The organism is Flavobacterium sp. (genome assembly GCF_024710485.1).
In the GTDB taxonomy this organism is placed as follows: Bacteria; Bacteroidota; Bacteroidia; order Flavobacteriales; family Flavobacteriaceae; genus Flavobacterium.
The window spans coordinates 42,069-57,832 of sequence record NZ_JANJUQ010000031.1; the positions used below are offsets into that span (position 1 = coordinate 42,069).

The 15,764-nt window shown below is 38.7% G+C and carries 13 protein-coding genes and 1 tRNA gene; 8 read left to right on the forward strand and 6 right to left on the reverse strand.

The annotated features are described in order from the left end of the window. Positions 1-13: 13 nt before the first annotated feature. The gene (locus Q0M21_RS07585) at positions 14-2,476 is read left to right on the forward strand and encodes a DUF5686 and carboxypeptidase regulatory-like domain-containing protein (RefSeq protein WP_295336567.1); all 2,463 of its coding nucleotides are present in this window, start codon (positions 14-16) and stop codon (positions 2,474-2,476) included. On the opposite strand, the gene Q0M21_RS07590 is transcribed toward Q0M21_RS07585, so the two are convergent. The 4 genes from Q0M21_RS07590 to Q0M21_RS07605 form a co-directional block, all read right to left on the reverse strand. Beyond that, positions 2,473-3,240, reverse strand: coding sequence for a TSUP family transporter (locus tag Q0M21_RS07590; protein WP_295336569.1), 768 nt, complete (start codon positions 3,238-3,240; stop codon positions 2,473-2,475). The two genes, Q0M21_RS07585 and Q0M21_RS07590, sit on opposite strands and share 4 nt — an antisense overlap. Positions 3,241-3,326: 86 nt before the next feature. Further along, the gene (gene murA / locus Q0M21_RS07595) at positions 3,327-4,637 is read right to left on the reverse strand and encodes a UDP-N-acetylglucosamine 1-carboxyvinyltransferase (protein WP_295336573.1); all 1,311 of its coding nucleotides are present in this window, start codon (positions 4,635-4,637) and stop codon (positions 3,327-3,329) included. A gap of 77 nt (positions 4,638-4,714) precedes the next feature. Beyond that, a complete protein-coding gene (locus Q0M21_RS07600) occupies positions 4,715-5,425 on the reverse strand; it encodes a DUF4290 domain-containing protein (protein ID WP_295336575.1) in 711 nt (236 codons plus the stop codon). Continuing rightward, on the reverse strand, positions 5,425-5,709 hold the full coding sequence (locus tag Q0M21_RS07605; RefSeq protein WP_295336578.1) for a DUF493 family protein: 285 nt from the start codon (positions 5,707-5,709) through the stop codon (positions 5,425-5,427). Before Q0M21_RS07605 ends, Q0M21_RS07600 begins: the two co-directional genes overlap by 1 nt. Before the next feature lie 295 nt (positions 5,710-6,004). Here Q0M21_RS07605 and Q0M21_RS07610 point away from each other — a divergent pair, with 295 nt between their 5' ends. From Q0M21_RS07610 to Q0M21_RS07630, 5 genes are all read left to right on the forward strand, one after another. Beyond that, positions 6,005-6,541, forward strand: coding sequence for an AAA family ATPase (locus tag Q0M21_RS07610; RefSeq protein ID WP_295336760.1), 537 nt, complete (start codon positions 6,005-6,007; stop codon positions 6,539-6,541). Positions 6,542-6,633: 92 nt separating this feature from the next. Beyond that, positions 6,634-8,541 (forward strand): ATP-dependent DNA helicase RecQ, encoded by a 1,908-nt coding sequence (locus tag Q0M21_RS07615; protein ID WP_295336581.1) that lies wholly within the window; start codon positions 6,634-6,636, stop codon positions 8,539-8,541. A 125-nt stretch (positions 8,542-8,666) separates the two neighbouring features. Beyond that, entirely contained in the window at positions 8,667-9,614 is a 948-nt protein-coding gene (gene fmt / locus Q0M21_RS07620) for a methionyl-tRNA formyltransferase (protein WP_295336583.1), read from the forward strand. A 175-nt stretch (positions 9,615-9,789) separates the two neighbouring features. Further along, positions 9,790-10,062: an HU family DNA-binding protein gene (locus Q0M21_RS07625; RefSeq protein ID WP_290873956.1), complete on the forward strand. Its 273-nt coding sequence runs from the start codon at positions 9,790-9,792 to the stop codon at positions 10,060-10,062. Positions 10,063-10,185: 123 nt separating this feature from the next. After that, complete coding sequence (locus Q0M21_RS07630) at positions 10,186-10,746, forward strand: YqgE/AlgH family protein (protein ID WP_295336586.1); 561 nt, start codon at positions 10,186-10,188, stop codon at positions 10,744-10,746. On the opposite strand, the gene Q0M21_RS07635 is transcribed toward Q0M21_RS07630, so the two are convergent. Both Q0M21_RS07635 and Q0M21_RS07640 read right to left on the reverse strand, forming a co-directional pair. Next, positions 10,743-11,579 carry an aminotransferase class IV gene (locus Q0M21_RS07635; RefSeq protein ID WP_295336588.1) on the reverse strand — a complete coding sequence of 279 codons (837 nt, stop codon included), beginning with the start codon at positions 11,577-11,579 and terminating at the stop codon, positions 10,743-10,745. The two genes, Q0M21_RS07630 and Q0M21_RS07635, sit on opposite strands and share 4 nt — an antisense overlap. A 59-nt stretch (positions 11,580-11,638) precedes the next feature. Next, entirely contained in the window at positions 11,639-12,031 is a 393-nt protein-coding gene (locus tag Q0M21_RS07640) for an START-like domain-containing protein (RefSeq protein ID WP_295336591.1), read from the reverse strand. A gap of 144 nt (positions 12,032-12,175) precedes the next feature. On the opposite strand from Q0M21_RS07640, the gene Q0M21_RS07645 reads away from it, so the two are divergent. Both Q0M21_RS07645 and Q0M21_RS07650 read left to right on the forward strand, forming a co-directional pair. After that, positions 12,176-12,249 (forward strand) — tRNA-Met (locus Q0M21_RS07645). A gap of 274 nt (positions 12,250-12,523) precedes the next feature. Next, entirely contained in the window at positions 12,524-15,703 is a 3,180-nt protein-coding gene (locus Q0M21_RS07650) for a LamG-like jellyroll fold domain-containing protein (RefSeq protein ID WP_295336594.1), read from the forward strand. Positions 15,704-15,764 lie beyond the last annotated feature (61 nt).

Consider the following 15,764-nt stretch of genomic DNA (forward strand, 5'->3'; position numbering starts at 1 on the left):
ACCTATTTTACTTATGTTAAGAAAACTACTTTACGCCTTTACTCTATTATTTAGTATTGTTACTTTAGCCCAAGTCCGCGGCAAAGTAACCGACGAAAAAGGAAATCCGCTACCCTTTGTGAACATCTTCGAGGAAAACACCTATAACGGAACTACATCCAACGAGCAAGGCCGATTTGAAATCAACATTAAAACGCCCGGCAACCATACATTATTATTTCAATACTTGGGTTACAAAACGACCAAGCAAGTGGTTACTATTGATAAAACACCGGTAGAAATAGAAGTAGTGATGGCCGAAGAAAATATCGTCTTAAATGAAGTAGTCATCAACATGAAAGACAATCCGGCCAACGAAATCATCCGAAACGCCATCAAAAACAAAAAAGAAAACTCAGCCAAAACCGCACGTTATACCGCCGATTTTTATTCTCGCGGGATTTTCAGAGTCAAAAATTTACCCAAAACCATACTAGGGCAAAAGCTCGATGTTTTTGACGAAATCATAGATTCCACCCGTAGCGGCATACTCTATCTTTCTGAAACGGTTTCCAAAATTACGTTTCAAAAACCGGACAAAATGAAGGAAGAAATTATTGCGTCTAAAGTCAGCGGCCGAGACAACGGCTTTAGTTTCAACAATGCGTCATCGGCCAACTTCGACTTCTACGACAATTACCTGGAATTCGACGTAAATGTGGTTTCACCTATAGCTGACAATGCGTTTAATTATTATCGTTATCAGTTTGAAGGTTCTTTCTTTACAGAAAACCAGCAACAAATCAACAAAATCAAAATCATCCCACGTCGCGAAACCGAACCGGTGATGTCGGGTTACATTTATATAGTCGACGATACATACGCGATTTATGCCGTAGATGTGAGTTTTACCGGAACCCAAATTCAGAATCCGGCACTCAATACGCTATCGTTAAAACAAAACTTCAGCTACAACAACGCCACTAAAGTTTGGGCTAAAAATACACAAACCCTTGATTTCGACGCCGGTATCTTCGGCATTAACATGTCCGGGCGATTTACCTATGTATTCACCAACTTTACGTTTCCGGAAAAATTTGAAAAGAAAACCTTCAAAGCCGAAGTCATCAGGTTTGAGGAAGATGCCAATAAAAAAGACAACACTTTTTGGGAAACCATCCGTCCGGTGCCGCTAACCGGCGAAGAGACTACCGATTATCTCAAAAAAGATGCTTTACAAGAGAAGAAAAAGTCGAAAACCTACCTGGATTCGATTGATGCCAAAAGAAACAAATTCGGTTTCGCCGATATTTTGAACGGTTACAGCTATTCGAATTCGTTTAAAAAATGGTCAATCAACTACAACGGACCTTTATTAAATACATCATTCAATACGGTTCAGGGTTGGAATACCAATATTGGTTTGTCTTATTTTAAAAGAAATGAAGACAAAAAAACCTATTACCAATTTGGTTCTTCCCTAGCCTACGGCTTCTCGGACGAGCGATTCCGACCAACCGCTTTTTTCTCTTCTAAACTCAGCAATAAAAGCAAAACTTATTTATCCGTTTTCGGCGGAAATTCGGTAAACCAATTCAACCGAGAAGAACCGATTTCTAAATTAATTAACTCGGTAAGCAGTTTGTTCTTCAAAAACAATTTCATGAAATTATACGAGAAGAACTATATCGCAAGTAACTTCTCCCGAGAAATGTTCAATGGCTTAGACATGAGTTTCGGATTGGAATATGCCGAAAGAAAACCGTTGTTCAACACTACCGATTATGCCGTTATCAAATCGGAAGACCAATACAGCTCGAACCATCCGTTGTTGCCGTTGGATGAAACTGCTGCTATCATCGATCGCCACAATTTAGTGAAGATGAACATCGGCGCCCGAATCAAATTCGGACAAGAATACATTACCCGTCCGGACGGCAAATACAATTTGGGGAACGACAAATACCCGTCGATTGCCATCAATTACGAAAAAGGCATGGCCGGCAATGAGGACAATTACAACTACGACAAGCTTTCGGCACGCCTGCAATATTCATTGACCTTAAAAAACAAAGGCGAAATTGACATCAATACCAAAGCCGGGAAGTTTTTCAATGCCGACGGCATTTCATTTGTAGATTTCCAACACTTTAATGGCAACCAAACGCATGTGGTTTTCGGCACTTCGTACACCAATCAGTTCAACTTGTTGCCTTATTATGCGGCAAGTACGAACGACAGCTATTGGGAAACACACCTGGAATACAACGACAAAGGATTTATCATGAATAAAATTCCGTTGCTGAACAAATTGCAATCGAAATTGGTGTTAGGCTTCAAAAACCTTTCCATTCCTAACCGCAATCCGTACCAGGAATTTTCAGCCGGTTTGAGTAACTTAGGGTTTGGCAAATACCGAATTTTACGCATCGATTACGTGCGCTCTTACCAAAACGGTTACCAAGGCGACGGGATTATGTTTGGCTTGAATTTCTAAGCGAAGAAAACATCATACCCAAAACGCAAGAGCGTGAGGATTACCACAAAAAGGAAAAACTTTCTAATGAAGGTATTTCCTTTTTTTATGGCCAATTTGGCACCGAGCCATCCTCCTAAGGCATTGCAAAAAGCCATCGGAATAGCAAAAGCCCAAATAATTTTACCTTTCAGTACAAACAAACAAATCGAACCGAAATTGGTGGCCAAGTTCACCATTTTGGCGTTAGCGGAAGCGTGTAAAAAATCGAATCCCAAAATAGACACAAAACCCAAGACCAAAAAACTGCCGGTGCCCGGACCGATAAAGCCATCGTAAAAACCCACCAGCAAACTGATGAGAACAGCGTAAACCATTTGTCGTTTTACCGAATGGGATTTTTCTTGTTGCTGCCCGAAGTTTTTCTTTTTAAAAGTATAAACCGCCAATCCAATCAGGATAAAAAACAAAAGTGGCTTCATAAAATCGTTGCTTACAACTGTCAGCAAAGCCGAACCGCCAAAAGCAGCACCAAAAGCCACAACCGACATGAGCAGAAGCAATTTCCAATTCAGCGTCACTTGCTTTAAATACTGAAAGGCGGCAAAACTCGTTCCGCTGAAAGCCGGAATTTTAAGCGACCCGATGATACTCGCCACCGACAAATTCGGCATCAATATCATGGCTACCGGTGTTTGGATCAAACCGCCGCCGCCCACGATAGCATCTACAAATCCGGCAAAAAATGAAGCAATACAAAGTAAAACGATGATATAGGTTTCCATGTTTTATAAATTCCAATAAAAAAATTCCAAATTCCAATCAATTAAGTTGGCATTTGGAATTTTATTTTATTTCACTGAACACTGAACTAAACTCTCACAATATTAGCTCCTAAAGCTCGAAGTCTCTCGTCGATTCTTTCGTAACCACGGTCAATTTGTTCAATGTTTTGAATGGTGGAAGTACCTTTAGCAGAAAGCGCAGCAATCAACAACGAAATGCCCGCGCGAATATCAGGCGAAGACATGGTAGTGGCTTTTAATTGCGATTGGAAGTTGTGTCCCATAACCACGGCTCGGTGCGGATCGCACAACATGATTTTGGCCCCCATATCAATCAATTTGTCCACAAAGAACAAACGACTTTCGAACATTTTTTGGTGAATCAACACATCGCCGTTGGCTTGCGTAGCTACGACCAAAACGATGCTCAACAAATCCGGTGTAAAGCCCGGCCAAGGTGCATCGGCTATGGTTAAAATCGAACCATCGATATCGGTTTTCACAGTATACCCTTTGGTATGTGCCGGAATATAAATATCATCACCTTTTTGCTCCAAGGTAATCCCCAATTTGCGGAATACATTCGGAATGACACCTAAGTTTTCCCAACTCACATTTTTAATAGTAATTTCACTGCGTGTCATAGCAGCCAAACCAATCCACGAACCAATTTCAATCATGTCCGGCAGGATTCGGTGTTCGCATCCGCCTAATTTTTCAACGCCTTCAATGGTTAACAAATTCGAACCTACTCCGGTGATTTTCGCCCCCATCGAGTTCAACATTTTACACAATTGTTGCAAATACGGTTCGCAAGCGGCATTGTAAATGGTGGTTGTTCCCTCGGCCAAAACTGCTGCCATTACGATGTTAGCCGTTCCGGTTACCGAAGCTTCATCCAACAACATATAGGTTCCTTTCAAACGGGTTTTGGTTTCTACGCCGTAAAAGTGATCTTCTCTTTCATAACGGAATTTAGCGCCCAAATTGATAAACCCTTCAAAGTGCGTATCCAAACGTCTTCTTCCGATTTTATCACCGCCGGGTTTCGGAATATAACCGCAACCAAAACGCGCTAAAAGCGGACCAACTATCATAATCGAACCCCTCAAACTGCCGCCTTCTTTCTTGAACGCTTCTGTTTTTAAATAATCGATATTCACTTCATCGGCTTGAAAAGTATAATCGCCCGGACCGTTTTTCTGAATTTTAACGCCCAAGTTTCCTAACAATACTATCAACTTGTTCACGTCGATAATATCCGGAATATTGGTTACTCTAACTTTTTCCGAGGTTAATAAAGCCGGACATAACACTTGTAAAGCTTCGTTCTTCGCGCCTTGCGGTTGTACTTCCCCTTTTAATTGGATACCGCCTTCTATTTTGAATGTTCCCATATAGTTTAGGTTCTGAGATACTGAGGTTCTGAGGTTCTGAGGCCTTAGTACCTTTGAACCTTAGCGCCTTAGCACCTTTATTTCTGATTAGTATTCTTTTGAAAGTTCTTTTTCCCGTTTTTGTTTTTGTTTTGCTTGTTGTTATTTTGTTGCGGTTGGTTTTTGTTGGACATTTTTTTATTGGTACGCATCAAATCGTTAGTATTTAACAACTCTTCACTGCTTTGCAATAAGTTCAATTTACCTCCGGACAATTCATACAAATGCTCAAAAATAACGGTGTCGGTCACCGTGTCTTTGTTCCAACTCAAATAAGATTTTTTCATGTGGTTGGCAATCACTTTGACCAAGGCACTCTTCATTTCACCTTCTTCCCAGCTGTTGGCCACATTAATCATGTTCGTGATATTGTTGCCGTAAAATCGGTATTTCGGATTTCTTTGCGGATAAGGCAAACGCTCCGGTTTTAAGTTGATTACATCACGCGTTGGTATAGGATACGGCGAATCAACATCCAAGCGGAAATCGGACATGATGAAGATTTGATCCCATAATTTATGCTGAAAATCAGGCACATCTCGCAAGTGCGGGTTCAAACTTCCCATCACTTGAATGATGTATTTGGCCGCTTTGTTGCGCTCTTCCCTATCCGGAATTTCAGTAGCTTGATCGATCAACTTTTGCAAATGACGACCGTATTCCGGTATAATCAAATGCGGTCTTTCGGCATTGTATTCCAAATGACAAACCACATCATTGGCATTCTCTTTTATATACTTTTCTGCCATTATAGTGAAATTATTCCTTCAATAGTTGATACTTCAATATACTTTTCCACCACGCTGTCCGGGTTTTCCATCATCACATTGACAGATATACTGGTATACTTTCCGTTCTTAGATTGGTTGGTTTGGATCACAGCACCCATATTGTCGAAAGCATTTTCCACTTCCTCAATTTTCTTGGCGTCTGTAGGCACTATAAACTTGTACAAGTACTCATTCGGCCAAGTAGAAGTATTAGCCAACTCCTCGCGCAATCTGATATAAAATTCTTCTGTCTTCTTGTCCATTACATCAAAAAATAAAGGCAAATATACAGTATTGATTTCAGATTCTGTTGCAGAAATCCATCCGTTTTATTTATTTTTTTGAACGAAAGGTTCGGGTTGTTTCAGCCTGCCGTATTCCCGCTTTACGTCTCGTCTGACAACGAGACTCCAATCGGGGTTAGAGGAGCAACTTATCGCACTTTGGGCAACGCTAGAAATAAAAAATAAAAATCCTTTTCTATATCCCATTAGTTTGAATAAATTTGCCGCACTAGAGGCCAAAGGCCGACTGTACGAAGTAATATTTCCAAAACTCTTGAAAAAAGAACTCATTGTCATCACCGGAGGTCCCGGCACCGGTAAAACCACCATCATCGATGCTCTCATCGAACAAGGTTATGCGTGTTTCCCCGAAATTTCAAGACAAATAACCCTCGAGGCCAAAAAGCAAGGCATAGAACAATTGTTTTTGGAAAAACCACTGCTTTTCAGCGAATTACTACTTGAAGGTAGAAAAAAGCAACACCAACAAGCCCGCGAAGATGTATCAGAAATAGTGTTTTTAGACCGAGGCATTCCGGACATCTTAGCGTACATGCACTACATAGGCGACAGCTATCCGGCGTTTTTTGACCAAGCCAGCCGCGAACATCAGTACTCCAAAGTGTTTGTTTTACCGCCTTGGGAAGAAATTTACGAAAGCGACGAAGCCCGTTACGAAAACTTTGAACAGGCCAAACTTATCTTCGGACACCTTTTGGAAACTTACCAAAAATACGGTTACGAACTCATCGAAGTACCGCGCGGAAGTGTGGAAGAACGCATTCAGTTTATTTTGCATCAGCTTTCTTAATACACATTTGTTGTAATTACAACTCAATCTTATTTTATACCTTTAACCCATAAACTGAGTTAATCCATAACTCATAACTCGTAACGCATAACTTGGATAAACCACTCGAAATCCTTACCCAATACTGGAAGCATACAGCTTTTCGAGAGCCGCAAGAAGCCATTATCCAATCGGTATTGGCCGGTAATGACACTTTTGCCTTGATGCCAACGGGCGGCGGAAAATCAATTTGTTTTCAAGTTCCGGGGATGATGATGGAAGGGATTTGTTTGGTCATTTCACCCTTGATTGCCTTAATGAAAGACCAAGTGCAAAACCTCCAAAGTAAAAGCATCAAAGCCATCGCTTTAACCGGCGGTATTCACCAAGATGACATCATCGATTTGTTAGACAACTGTCAGTACGGTAACTATAAATTCCTATACCTCTCGCCCGAGCGTTTGCAAAGCGACTGGATTTTGGAACGCCTCAAAAATTTACCCATCAACCTCATCGCCATTGATGAAGCGCACTGTGTATCGCAATGGGGCCATGATTTTCGACCGGCTTACTTGAAGATTGCACAGCTCAAAGAATACTTCCCGAAAGTCCCTTTTTTAGCCCTGACAGCTTCGGCGACACCGCGAGTGAAAGAAGACATCATCGCTCAGTTGCAATTGAACAAGCCACAAGTTTTCTCCAAATCGTTTTATCGGGAAAACATCGCTTATATGGTTTTTGAAACCGAAGACAAACTCCATTTGTTACAACAAATACTGCATAAAAACCCGCAGCCATCTATAGTATATGTCGGCAACAGAAAGTCCTGTTCAGACACAGCCAAACAACTCGAAAGTTTGGGATTTACCGCTACGTTTTACCATGGTGGTTTATCGGCTAAAGACAAGGAAAAACAAATGCAACTTTGGATGGAAGAAAAAGCGCAAGTTATCGTGGCCACCAACGCCTTCGGCATGGGCATAGATAAAGCGAATGTAAAAACAGTTGTGCATTTGCACTTGCCGCAAAACCTTGAAAATTATTACCAGGAAGCCGGTCGTGCCGGAAGAAACGGTGACAAAGCTTTTGCTGTGTTGCTGCAAAATCCTTCTGATATTTTACATGCCGAAGCTCAATTTATCAATATTTTGCCGGACAAGGCATTTTTAAATACGGTGTTTTCAAAATTGTGCAACTATTTTCAAATTGCTTACGGCGAAGGCATCGACGAACAATTTGGTTTCAACTTGCATCAATTTTGTACCAAATACAACTTCCCAACAGTGAAGACTTACAATGCTTTACAGTTTTTAGATCGGCAAGGCATTATTATATTGTCTCAGGAGTTCTCGGAAAAAATCAGCTTGCAATTCATTATTTCGTCCAAAGAAGTCATTCGCTACATAAGTTTACATCCCAATGACGAAGCCATACTGTTGACCATTTTGCGCACTTATCCGGGCGTTTATGAAATGCAAACCGCTTTGAATGTTTCGTTGGTCGCCAAAAAATCCAATCGAACCGAAACCGAAGTCCTTTCGCTGTTGGAAAACTTAAAAGAAAAGAACATCATCGAAATGATCGCCAAAAACAATGATGCTACCATTACTTTTAACGAAGTCAGAGAAGACGAGCGCACGATAAACCGGGTTTCCAAATACCTCGAAGCCCAAAACAAATTAAAAACCGAACAACTCAAAGCTGTTTTGGCGTATTGCGAAGACCAAAAGACTTGCAAAAGCAAATTACTGATGGCCTATTTCGGCGAAGATCAAAAAGAAGATTGTGGCATTTGTTCGTATTGTATCCATAAAAATAAGAAACCCATATCGCCTGAAACAGCTACCGAAAAAATTGTTGACTTATTGAAGTTACAAGACTTTAATTCGAGAGATATTCAAAAATTGACCAAACTTCCCAAAGACGATGTTATCTTTGCCCTGCAAAAATTGTTGGAGGAAAAAACGATCAGCATTAAGTCGAATAATTTATATTCGTTGACAAAACATGTTGACCCATAATTTAAGCCAAGGATTTTACAGATGATCACAGATTAAAAAAGGATTACAGAAATCATTTTGAATCCTGTAATCTGTGGCTAAAAGAAAACACATAACTAAATAGAACACTGTACCTTATACACATAATGGAAAAATTACGCATTGTTTTTATGGGCACCCCCGAGTTTGCCGTTGGCATTTTGGACACCATTATCAAAAATCACTACGAGGTGGTAGGTGTGATTACAGCTGCCGACAAACCGGCCGGTCGCGGTCAGAAACTGAAATATTCAGCCGTTAAAGAATATGCTTTGGCTAACAACTTGAGATTGCTGCAACCAACCAACCTCAAAGACGAAACTTTTTTAGCGGAATTGCAAAGCTTGAATGCCAATTTGCAAGTCGTAGTAGCCTTCCGAATGTTGCCTGAAGTAGTTTGGCGTATGCCGAAATTGGGCACTTTTAATTTACACGCTTCCTTATTGCCTAATTACCGCGGCGCGGCGCCTATCAATTGGGCAATAATTAACGGTGAAACCAAGACCGGCGTGACCACCTTTTTTATCGACGATAAAATAGATACCGGCGCTATGATTTTGAGCAAGGAAACAATGATTGGCTCTGAAGAAACAGCCGGAACATTACACGATCGTTTGATGGTCTTAGGTAGTGAAGCCGTGACCGAAACCTTAGCATTAATTGAAAGCGGGAACGTAACAACTACTATACAAGTAGACAATGCCGATATTAAAACCGCTTACAAACTCAACAAAGACAATTGCAAAGTGGATTGGCACAAATCGGCTGCAGAGATTCACAATTTAATCCGAGGCTTATCGCCGTATCCGGCGGCTTGGTGTTTTTTTAAAGACAATGGTGAAGAATGGAACGTAAAATTATACGAGGCCAAAGCCATTTCAGAATCACACCCCTTGGCTGTAGGTCAAATCGTAACTACCAAAAAAGAGATTAAAGTAGCGGTTAAAGATGGATTTATTCAGATTTTGAGTTTGCAATTGCCCGGAAAGAAAAAAATGGCCGCTCATGAATTGTTAAACGGCGTGTCGTTTTCCGAAAGAGCGCAAGCAGAATAAGGTCTGACACCGTTTTTAAAGAAAAAGATCGGTAAAAAGTCGTGGTTTATCAACAAAACCCCGAAGTTATCAACAAAACCTTCAAAAAAACGCCAAATCTCTTGTGTGGTAAGGAATTCCTATTAAATTTGTTATCATTAACAGAATGTTTAACCAACAATTAATAACTAACATTATGAACAAATCAGAATTAATCGATGCAATTGCAGCTGACGCTGGAATCACAAAAGCTGCTGCAAAATTAGCTTTAGAATCATTTTTAGGAAATGTAGGTAGTACTTTGAAAAAAGGCGGAAGAGTATCTTTAGTAGGTTTCGGTTCTTGGTCAGTTTCTAAGAGAGCTGCGAGAGACGGAAGAAATCCTCAAACTGGAAAAACTATCAAAATTTCTGCTAAAAATGTAGTTAAATTCAAAGCTGGTGCTGAATTAGACGGAGCAGTAAACTAATAAATTAGTTCTTCTGATATATAAAAACCATCCCGATGCATCGGGATGGTTTTTTTGTTTTTTGTCGAATTTTTTTGGATTTGTAAAAAAATTTTCCCAATTTTAATAAAATTTTTGGGGGAAATGATTTCAGAAAAATTACAAAAAGGGCAGCTATTAATAGCCGAACCCTCGATTATCGGGGATTTGTCATTTAACAGGTCTGTAATTTTACTGGCGGATCACAATGAGGACGGATCAGTAGGTTTCATCCTAAACAAACCTTTAAAATATACTATCAAAGATTTAATTCCTGAAATAGAGGCCAAGTTTAAAATCTACAATGGCGGACCCGTAGAACAAGACAACTTGTATTTTATCCACAATGTTCCCGATTTGATTCCGAATAGCATCGAAATATCCAACGGTATATTTTGGGGCGGCAATTTTGAATTAACCAAAGACCTAATCAATCAAGGCCTAATCAAAAAGAAAAACATTCGTTTTTTCTTGGGTTACACCGGTTGGGATTCGGAACAATTGGAAAATGAAATGCAATCCAATTCTTGGATACTGAGTAAAAACATCTACAAGAAGGATATCCTTAGCAAATCTTCTCTTCACTTTTGGAAGGAAAAAATCATCGAACTTGGTGGTGAGTACCTTATTTGGTCAAATGCACCTGAAAACCCTATCTTAAATTAATCCAACAGTAAGGTGTTGAGTTTTTCCAACAGCTGCTCGGATAATTCTTGACCAAATTCTTTCTTGCGGTATTTTGTAATGGGTTGGATGCCGACAATCACATTCGTAATAAATAACTCATCGGCTTTTTGCAAATCAAATGGAGAAATAGGCTTTTCAACTACCTCAATTCTGTCAAGTTCTTTGGCTAGTTTAAGAATTTGCTTGCGCATTATACCGTTTAAACAACCTTCACTCAGTGGTGGAGTAATCAATTGATTGTCGAGTAACATAAAAAGATTACCGTTAGCCGCTTCCACAACATTTTTATCTTCGTTAATTAACAAACAAGCATCTAAACCGTTTTCCTGAGCAAAAATGCTGGCAGTAATTTGAATGAGTTTGTTATTCGTTTTTAGTGTAGAAAGCAATTGTTTGGTTACGACAAAATCTTTGTATAAATCAACTTCAAATTCTACGTATTTTAAAGCATAAGATTGTGAAGACAAAGCAAAAGCTTGTATTACAAATGAAACTTTGTTGTCCACAGGCGTATAGTAACCGCCATCATTCCTGAAAACCGTCAGTCTTACCCTAGCCGAATCTTGGATATTTTGCTTGTTGACCAATGCCAATATTTGTTCTTCAAGATATTCCAACGTAAAAGACATTGGAATCTGCATGCGTATTATTCGCATGGAAGCCAATAACCTGAAGTAATGATCTTCAAAAAATAAAATTTTATTATTGACTACTTTAAGCGTTTCGAAAACACCATCTCCATAAAGAAAAGAGCGATTGGAAACAGTTAACTGAATATCGGTTTCGGAAATAATTCCATTAAAATTTACCATAAAAAATCCCGTCTTATATTTTGAGTAAGACGGGACAAATATAAGTGTAAAATAGGATTTTAGATAGAACCTATAACGTGTTTTAAATCGGAGATTTGATTTTCCCACAATAGTTTGGACTCTTCAATTTCATCCTCAAAGGCATAATCAACAACCATTAGGGAGACATCTTTGGTAATTTCATCTTCTAAAATTCTTAACTCAAAGTAATAATCAGTATCTTTTTTGTTGTCATCCACCCATTTGAATTTAACTTTCTCACCGGTTTTTTTGGAGGCCAATCGAGCGTTTTCTTCTACATCATCCCAAATAAAAGTAAAATACTCTCCCCTCGAATTTACATTATCAGCAAACCATTCTTGCAAACCCGATGGAGTAGAAATATATTGATAGAGCAATTGCGGCGAGGAGTTTACAGGAAACTCGAGTTCGTAACGTACTTTTTGATTCATGTCTGAACAAATTTTTTGGAAATATATAGAATATAAAATCAAAAAAAAAACGTTTTTTAAAAATAAAAAAAATAACCAATATATGTTTGCAACCAATGATTTTAATTTTATATTTGCACCCGCATTCAGGGAATGCAATGTCTTGGCGAGGTAGCTCAGTTGGTTAGAGCGCAGGATTCATAACCCTGAGGTCGAGAGTTCAAATCTCTCTCTCGCTACTACGAAGGCTCGGTTAACACCGAGCCTTTTTTATTTATATTTCTCTTCTGCACTATTCTGAAATTCAAATAATTAGCGCTAAACTTCACAAAACACTTTAGTTTTTATAAGTTTTATACATATATTTAATGAAAAAACGTGTATTTCATCGGTTTTATTTTGCTTTTAATCGATTAAAAGACTAAAGTACGTAGCTTCGTAAGGTCAATCCAAAGAGATGAATTTCTTAAATCATTTCTGAATAATATTCATTAACTAACACCCCTTACAGTTATGAAAAAAATTACCCACTTACAGCATACCGGTTTTGCTTTACTTTTCATTTGTTTATTTACTACTATCAGTTTTGGACAAAATCTTTATGACTCCAACGGGACTATCATTTGGAACGCAACAACCAACAGTTATTTCGACAACAACGTCGATTTAATAGGTAGAGATGATAATGCCGGAACAAACAAGAAGCAAAACACCGATGTTAATCCGCAACCTATGCTCAAAATTGGTTTGGGAACTATAGCGCCCAACAATGCTTCCAACACTAACTCTTTCGGAACAGATAGATCCTTTTTGGTTTGGGGGGATAACGATGGGAACATGTTTGAAAACGACAACGAATTGGTTCTCTCTTTTGCAGGAGGATCAGGAATGACAACGGTAGCAGATATCACCAATAAGGTATGGAAAATTGTGGAAACTGGAGGTGATGTTGGTACTAGCCTTATTTCAATTCCTACCGCAAGCTTAAGCAACCTACCTGCACTATCAGGCAATAATGCTTATGTACTAATCATAGCAGATGATGAATCGTTTACAACCAATACAGAAACTGTTTTTCTTACCTCGAGCGGTACTAACCAAATTGCAAATTACGACTTCGACGGGGTGAAGTTTTTTACTTTTGGGGTGGCCAAAGAAAGCATAGGCTCTAATCAAGTTACTTTCGACGGGACTGATGATTATATTAAATTTGGCAACGTTAACAATCTGGCGACTTCTTTTACCATAATGTTTTGGATTAAACCCAATGGGCAAAATGATGCTAACAGTGACCGAACTATAGTGTCAAAATTCAATGGTGTAAATGGTTATAGAGTATATTTATCTCCCGACAACAAGATTAATGTGGTTTGGAGCGGTGGAACTATGCTAACCTCGAACACTCCTATTCCAAATGGAAAATGGCATAATGTAACCATAACTTTTACCAACAATAGAATAACCTTATACATTGATTGTGTATTAGACAAAAGTCAAGTATCAGCCCTTCCGCTTGTCAACAATAATCTATTCATAATTGGGGCAGAATACAGAAATAAATCAGATATCAGAAACTATTTCAAAGGGGAAATAGATGAGTTCCGCTTATGGAACAGGGTTATAGGAATCAGTCAGTTAAAATTTATTTTAAACCAAGAAATCAGTCAGAACGGTTTAGATACCAAAGGAGCATTGATGCCCAATACTTTATCAAGAAATGATGTAAGCACTATTAAATGGTCTGCCTTAACGGCTTATTACACTATGAATTCGTTCATCGGAACTCATATTAATGACGATTCATTAAATGACAATCGTGGATATTTAGTATCAGAGAGTAATATAATCGTTGAACCTCAAAAAGCTCCGCTTCCTTACGAATCTTTTTCAAGTGGTTCGTGGACAAATGAATCAACTTGGACAAGTGACTCCTCAATTTATGCACCTAATAGCATTTCTATTGTTGACGATATTACCCCTATTAGCTGGAATATCGTAAAAACAAAACACGATATTTTCTCAAATTCAGACAACAGAGTATTAGGGTTAATAGTGGATGAAAACACCTACTCAGTTTCTAATGATACCCGAATTGAAATTACGCACTACCTAAAATTAAACGGTAAAATTGATTTGGTTGGTAAATCTCAACTCATTCAAGTTCTCAACAGCGATTTAGACCCTACAAGTTCAGGTTCTTTGGAGCGAGACCAACAAGGACAATCTAATAAATTTAATTACAATTATTGGTCATCTCCTGTTAGTTCAATAAACAACAGCACCATTAATCATGGGTACACCTTAAACCACATTTTAAAAGACGGAACCACTTCAACACCACAAAATCCAATTTGGACCTCCGGAGTAAATGGTGCGCCAACAAGCCCGGTAACGTTGTCAAAATATTGGATTTTTAAATTTCAGGATTTCCCTAACGGAACGGCCAACTGGTCCTATGTTGGCAACACAGGTACTGTTTTACCCGGACAAGGATTTACTTTAAAAGGAAGTGGTGCAGCTACGGCCAATCAAAATTATACCTTTGTAGGAAAGCCTAATAACGGTAATATTACTGCTTCAGTAATGTCCAACAATTTAAACCTGACCGGAAACCCTTATCCTTCCGCTATCGATGCCAATAAATTTATTGATGATAATGCCTCAAGCATAACCGGAACATTATATTTTTGGGAACATTATAACACCAATACTTCACATGCTTCACCTGATTACCAAGGAGGTTATGCCACTTATACTAAAACAGGAGGAACAGCTCCGGTGGCTCCTTCCGGAATTAGCGGTTTAGGGTCAAGTTCAAAAAAACCAAAAAGATATATTCCCATTGGACAAGGTTTTTTTGTTAAAGGATCAGCAACCGGCGGTGCAATAAACTTCAATAACAACCAGAGAATCTTCATCAAAGAAAACTCCTCTGCTTCTTATAATCTATTCCGAAGTTCAAATCAAAATACAACAGAAGAAAGCAATACTGACGAAGAAGAATCATTCATGAAAATTCGTTTGGGCTACGACTCGGCCGATCAATACCATCGTGAAACTTTATTGGGCTTTATGAATCACAATGCCTCCTCAGGCTACGATAACGGTTATGACGGTATTAGCATAGAAACCTTAACCAATGATATGTATTTCATTTCGGGAGACTATAAACTTAACATCATGGCTGATGGTTATTTTAACCCAAACAGCATTTATGCCATCGGAGTAAAAAATGCCACCCCGGGCAATGTAAGATTTAACATTGATGAGCTTGAAAACTCAGAAGAATCTTTGCCGATTTACTTGTATGATAATTTAACTAACTCCTACCACAACCTAAAACAAGAAGCTTACAAAGTATATTTACCTGCTGGGACTTTTGAAAATAGATTTTCGTTACGCTTCAGCACCGGAGCGGCCTTATCAACTCAAAATGCGACTTGGAACGGATTACAAATCATTCATCCTATGAATAGTAAAACGTTAACAATCAAAAATGAAGCTTTGCAATGTAACATCAAAAGTGTTGAACTTTACAACTTGCTTGGACAAAAAGTAAACGCATGGAATCTGGAAAATACTACTCAAAATGAAATCAATATTACCATAAATAATGTAAATACCGGAACCTATTTGGTTAAAGTAGTTACCGACAAAGGCAATACAACTAAGAAAATTATAATCCAACATTAATAATATTCCTCTTCAAAGAAATTCATTTGTTAAAGAACGATCTGGTTTTACTGGGTCGTTT

Bases quoted from the DNA above. Each gene is read 5' to 3' on its own strand.
- Q0M21_RS07600 (WP_295336575.1), bottom strand. From the start codon at position 5,425: ATGGCAGAAAAGTATATAAAAGAGAATGCCAATGATGTGGTTTGTCAT.
- Q0M21_RS07635 (WP_295336588.1), bottom strand. From the start codon at position 11,579: ATGGTAAATTTTAATGGAATTATTTCCGAAACCGATATTCAGTTAACT.
- fmt (WP_295336583.1), top strand. From the start codon at position 8,667: ATGGAAAAATTACGCATTGTTTTTATGGGCACCCCCGAGTTTGCCGTT.
- Q0M21_RS07605 (WP_295336578.1), bottom strand. From the start codon at position 5,709: ATGGACAAGAAGACAGAAGAATTTTATATCAGATTGCGCGAGGAGTTG.
- Q0M21_RS07650 (WP_295336594.1), top strand. From the start codon at position 12,524: ATGAAAAAAATTACCCACTTACAGCATACCGGTTTTGCTTTACTTTTC.
- Q0M21_RS07640 (WP_295336591.1), bottom strand. From the start codon at position 12,031: ATGAATCAAAAAGTACGTTACGAACTCGAGTTTCCTGTAAACTCCTCG.
- murA (WP_295336573.1), bottom strand. From the start codon at position 4,637: ATGGGAACATTCAAAATAGAAGGCGGTATCCAATTAAAAGGGGAAGTA.
- Q0M21_RS07585 (WP_295336567.1), top strand. From the start codon at position 14: ATGTTAAGAAAACTACTTTACGCCTTTACTCTATTATTTAGTATTGTT.
- Q0M21_RS07630 (WP_295336586.1), top strand. From the start codon at position 10,186: ATGATTTCAGAAAAATTACAAAAAGGGCAGCTATTAATAGCCGAACCC.
- Q0M21_RS07590 (WP_295336569.1), bottom strand. From the start codon at position 3,240: ATGGAAACCTATATCATCGTTTTACTTTGTATTGCTTCATTTTTTGCC.
- Q0M21_RS07625 (WP_290873956.1), top strand. From the start codon at position 9,790: ATGAACAAATCAGAATTAATCGATGCAATTGCAGCTGACGCTGGAATC.